The sequence below is a fragment of the Mesorhizobium sp. M7A.F.Ca.CA.003.01.2.1 genome (assembly GCF_003998945.1).
Taxonomy (GTDB): Bacteria; Pseudomonadota; Alphaproteobacteria; order Rhizobiales; family Rhizobiaceae; genus Mesorhizobium; species Mesorhizobium ciceri.
On the sequence record NZ_RZRA01000390.1, the window covers coordinates 1 to 4898 of the forward strand.

At 62.4% G+C, this 4898-nt stretch carries 4 protein-coding genes; all 4 read right to left on the minus strand.

All coding sequences use genetic code 11. The features are described from left to right. The coding region (ligA, locus tag EN969_RS16835) for an NAD-dependent DNA ligase LigA (RefSeq protein ID WP_127419254.1) at positions 1–1578 on the minus strand (1578 nt) is incomplete at its 3' end. A 162-nt stretch (positions 1579–1740) separates the two neighbouring features. Then, positions 1741–1920, minus strand: a complete 180-nt coding sequence (locus tag EN969_RS16840) for a hypothetical protein (protein ID WP_063168304.1) — start codon at positions 1918–1920, stop codon at positions 1741–1743. Between the two features lie 96 nt (positions 1921–2016). Beyond that, positions 2017–3690 (minus strand): DNA repair protein RecN, encoded by a 1674-nt coding sequence (gene recN / locus EN969_RS16845; protein ID WP_063168305.1) that lies wholly within the window; start codon positions 3688–3690, stop codon positions 2017–2019. 226 nt (positions 3691–3916) lie between these two features. Continuing rightward, on the minus strand, positions 3917–4786 hold the full coding sequence (locus EN969_RS16850) for an outer membrane protein assembly factor BamD (RefSeq protein ID WP_063168306.1): 870 nt from the start codon (positions 4784–4786) through the stop codon (positions 3917–3919). Between the last annotated feature and the right edge of the window lie 112 nt (positions 4787–4898).

Genomic DNA, 4898 nt, shown 5'->3' on the forward strand with positions numbered 1-4898 from the left:
CTGCCTGGCCTGCTCCTCGCGGCGCTCGGCCAGCGCCCTGGTGACGGCCGGACGGCGATCCTTGAGCGTGAAGATATCGGCGGCGGTCTTGATCAATCCCGCATTGAAGAACGTATCTATGTTCTCGGCCCCCAGCCCCTCGATGTCCAGGGCACCGCGCGACACGAAGTGGCGCAATCCTTCCACCGCCTGCGCCGGGCAGATCAGCTCGCCGGTGCAGCGGCGGCGGGAATCTTCCTTGCCGGTCTTCTCGTTGATCTCGCGCGTCGCCGGCGAGCCGCAGATCGGACAGGTATGCGGGAATTCGTATGGCACGGCATCGGCCGGCCGCTTGTCGATGACGACACTGACGATCTGCGGAATGACATCGCCTGCCCGCTGGATCACCACCGTATCGCCGATGCGCACGTCGATGCCGTCGCGGATCGGCTGGCCGGTGCTGTCCAGGCCCTTGATGTAGTCCTCATTGTGCAGCGTGACATTCTCGACCACGACGCCACCGACAGTGACCGGCGCCAGCCGCGCGACCGGCGCCAGCGTGCCGGTACGGCCAACCTGGATGTCGATCTTCTGCACAGTCGTCATCGCCTGTTCGGCCGGAAATTTGTGCGCGACGGCCCAGCGCGGCTCACCGGTGACGAACCCCCATCGGCGCTGCAATTCCAGCTGGTCGACCTTGTAGACGACGCCGTCGATATCATAGCCAAGTGCCGAACGTTGCTCCTCGATCCGATGATAATGCGCGATCAACTCGTCGGCCGATTTCGCCCGCACCATCAGCGGACTGATCTTGAACCCCCACTCGGCGAATTTCTGCACCGAATCATATTGGGTCGGAGCCGGATCCGCTGTCGTATAGCCCCAGGCATAGGCAAAGAATTTGAGGTTGCGGCTGGCGGTAACGGACGGATCCTTCTGGCGCAGCGAACCGGCCGCCGTGTTGCGCGGATTGACGTAGTCCTGGCCGCCGACCGCCGCCGACCGCTGCTTCAACGCCTCGAATTCCGCATAGGTCATGTAGACCTCGCCACGGATCTCAATGGTTTCGGGCCAGTCCGAACCTTTCAGCCTCGCTGGAATATCGGCAATCGTCTTCAAATTGGCGGTGATGTCTTCGCCGACGGCGCCGTTGCCACGCGTTGCGCCCTGCATGAACACACCGTTTTCGTAACGCAGCGAAGCCGAAAGCCCGTCGATCTTCGGCTCGGCCGTGAAGGCGATGTCGAGCTCCTTGTCGCGATCGAAGAACCGCCGGCCGCGTTCGATGAAATCGGCGACGTCATCGTCGGTATAAGCCTTGGCAAGGCTGAGCATCGGCACCGCATGGCGCACCTTGGTAAAGCCTTCCGCGGGTGCCGCACCGACCCTGAGCGATGGCGAATCCTCGCGCACCAGCGCTGGAAAGCGCTCCTCGATGGCAAGGTTGCGCCGTGCCAGCGCATCGTATTCCGCGTCGGTGATAATAGGCGCGTCTTCGGTATGGTAGCGCCGGTCGTGCTCGGCGATCACTTCCGCCAGACGCTTCAGCTCGGCTTCGGCCTCGCTTTCGGTCAGGGCATCGACTGGTTTTTCGGACATGGTTTTGCACCTGGCTGCTGTTGGCCCGGGACAATAGATCAGGATTCGGATGGAAGGGAGCTGAATTCTGACAAAACCACGCCGAAACAGCGGGATGGAGCCATATGCTGACTCTGTTGCAAAGCCCGGATTTTCACTGGTCGGCGAACCGTAGGTGGTGGGTCAGTCTGAAATCCCATCGGTCACTGAGCACTCAATCGCGTCGGACCGTGCATCGACGAACAGTCGGGTTCCATCTGTGAATTCAATCAGTACTTCTGCCGCACGAAACCGCCAAACGTGGATCACCATTTTTCCTGAGAGAAGTTTTGTCAATTCGACAGTTTCCTCTTCCAAATCCATCGGATTCTCCTAAGCCGCTGAGTGTTTCTTATACGGCCCGCGAACCGTTGGCTTCTCGGCTTCCTTTGCTTCGATCCACTGCCGAACCATGCGCCATCAGGACGCCGCGATGTTCTCGCGCAGCAGTCGCTCGGCGGCGGCGCGGGCCTCGTCGGTGATCGTGGCGCCGGCCAGCATGCGCGCGATCTCCTCTTGCCGCGCCGGCCGGTCCATCTCGGCAATGCCGGTCGCGACACGGTCGGTGGTGCCGGATTTGGAGATCAGGAAATGCGTCGCCGCGCGCGCCGCCACCTGTGGCGCGTGCGTCACCGACAGCACCTGCACGCGCTTCGACAGCCGCGCCAGCCTTTGGCCGATGGCGTCGGCGACAGCGCCGCCCACGCCGGTGTCGATTTCATCGAAAACCAGCGTCGGCGCCGAGCCACGGTCGGCCAGCGCCACCTTCAGCGCCAGAAGGAAGCGCGAAAGCTCGCCGCCGGAGGCCACCTTCATCATCGGCCCGGGCCGCGTGCCTGGATTGGTGCGCACCCAGAATTCGATCTGGTCAATGCCCTCTTCCATGCGGCTCTCGGCATCGCTCTTCATTTCCACGATGAAGGCCGCGCGTTCGAGCTTCAGGGCCGGCAGTTCCGCCATGACCGCCTTGGTCAGGCCGACCGCCGCCGCATGACGAAGCGAGGACAGCTGTGCGGCTGCGATGTCATACGTCTCGCGTGCCGCGGCGGCCTGCTTTTCCAGCCCGTGCAGGCGTTCCTCGCCGGCGTCGAGGTCGGCGAGATCGGCCGACATCGTGTCGCGCAGTTGCGCCAAATCGTCGACGGCGACGCTGTGCTTGCGTGAGGCCGCGCGCAACGAGAACAGCCGCTCCTCCGCTTTCTCCAGCCGCTGCGGATCATATTCGGTGGCGCGCAGTGCGGCCTCGACGCCCGATTGGGCCGCGTCGAGCGACAGCATCGCCTCGTCGAGCGACTTGACCACGTCGTCGAGCAGGCCTGGCGCCTCCGTCACCTTGCGTTGCAGCCGCCTCAGCAGGCTGGCCAGTTGCGGCAAGGGCGACGACGGGCCGGACAGCACATCCTGCGCGTCATGGATTTCGGACGCGATCTTCTCGGCCCGCATCATCGACGCGCGCAGTTCGGCAAGATCGGTCTCCTCACCCGGCTGCGGATCGAGCTTTGTCAATTCCGCCACCGCCGCACGCAGATAGTCGGCCTCGCGCGCCGCCGCCGCCACCTTGGCACGGTGGCGCGACAACTCCTGCTCGCAGGCGCGCCAATGCCGCCATGCCTCGCCAGTCGAGCGAACGGCGCCGAGATGGCCGCCGAAAGCATCGAGCACCTCGCGGTGAGCGCCGGGATCGACCAGAGCACGTTCATCGTGCTGGCCGTGGATCTCGACCAACGCGCGCCCGACATCGCGCATCAAGGTGACGCTCGAAGGCTGATCGTTGACGAAGACACGGGTACGGCCGTCCGCGGTCTGAAGGCGGCGCAGGATGATGTCGCCGTCATCCTCGATGGCATTGTCGGCTAGCAGCGCACGGGCCGGATGATTGCGCGGCACGTCGAAGACGGCGATAACCTGGCCTTGCGCCGCGCCATGGCGCACCAGCGACGCGTCACCGCGCGCACCAAGCGCCAGCGACAGGGCATCGAGCAGGATGGACTTGCCGGCACCGGTTTCGCCGGTCAGCACCGAAAGACCCGGCTGGAAGTCGATATCCAGCTTCTCGATCAGGACGATATCGCGGATCGACAGTCTGGAGAGCATCAGAACCCGAATCTAGGACGGCACGCGACCATTTGCAGTCGCAGCGGCGCACTATCTTTTTGTTTGAGCACCGGATCAATCCGAAAAAAGCGCTGCGTACGCTTCGATCCGATGCTCCAAGCAGGTTCCGCAAAAGTGTTCCGCGGTTTTGCGACAAGAACCTGCGACAAACAACGAAATCAGGCAGACGGCGCGTTGGCGAAGCCCGCGACGTCTGCTTGGGGGGTCAAGCCCCGGTGATCAATTTCCCGGCCTTGGATATCCACGATCCGGCATTTTCGCGCGGTGCAAGCCCATTGCTTTGCAACAGCTTGTAGGAATCCTTGTACCACGAGCTGTCGGGATAGTTGGTGCCGAGCACGGCGGCGGCCGTCTGCGCCTCCGAAGTCAGACCCATCGCGTAATAGCTTTCGGTCAGGCGGGCGAGCGCCTCCTCGACATGGCGCGTGTTGGAATAATTCTCGACCACGGTGCGGAAGCGCTTGACGGCGGCGATGTATTCCCGGCGCTCGAGATAGTAGCGGCCGATCTGCATTTCCTTGCCGGCCAACTGATCGTTGGCGAAGCGGATCTTTTCCTTGGCGTCGTCGACATATTCCGATGTCGGCCAGCGCGTCACCAGATCCTGCATTGTCTGAACGGTTTGGCGCGCTTCCTTCTGGTCCTGCGTCACGTCCTTGATCTGGCGGTAATAGCTCAAGCCGATGATGTACTGCGCATAGGCGGCGTCATCGGTCGATGGATAGAGCGTGAGGTAGCGCTTGGCCGAGCCGATCGCCTCGTCGTAATTGCCCTGGCGATAATCGGCGAAAGCGCCCATCACCATCGATTTGCGAGCCCATTCCGAATAGGGGTGCTGGCGGTCGACGGCGTCGAACTTGCGGCTCGCCTCCTGCAGGCGTCCGGCATTGAGATTGGCAAGGCCCTGATTGTAGAGAACATCGGCCGGTTCGGTCTGGTCGACATAGGTCGACAGGTCGATATCTTTCTCCGACGACATGCAGGCCGACAGGAAGAGCGATGGAACAACTACTGAAAGCGCCAGGAAAACGGCCCTCTGCGGTGCTTTCAATTGACCAACTCGCTTGAAGAACATGATTGGATCTCGCCCTTTCGGCGCTATTTCAATGCCAGTTGCATGCCATTGTTTCAAAACTGGTCCCCACTTTTGAACGACATGCACTAATCGACGGCAGCAGCCATAAACC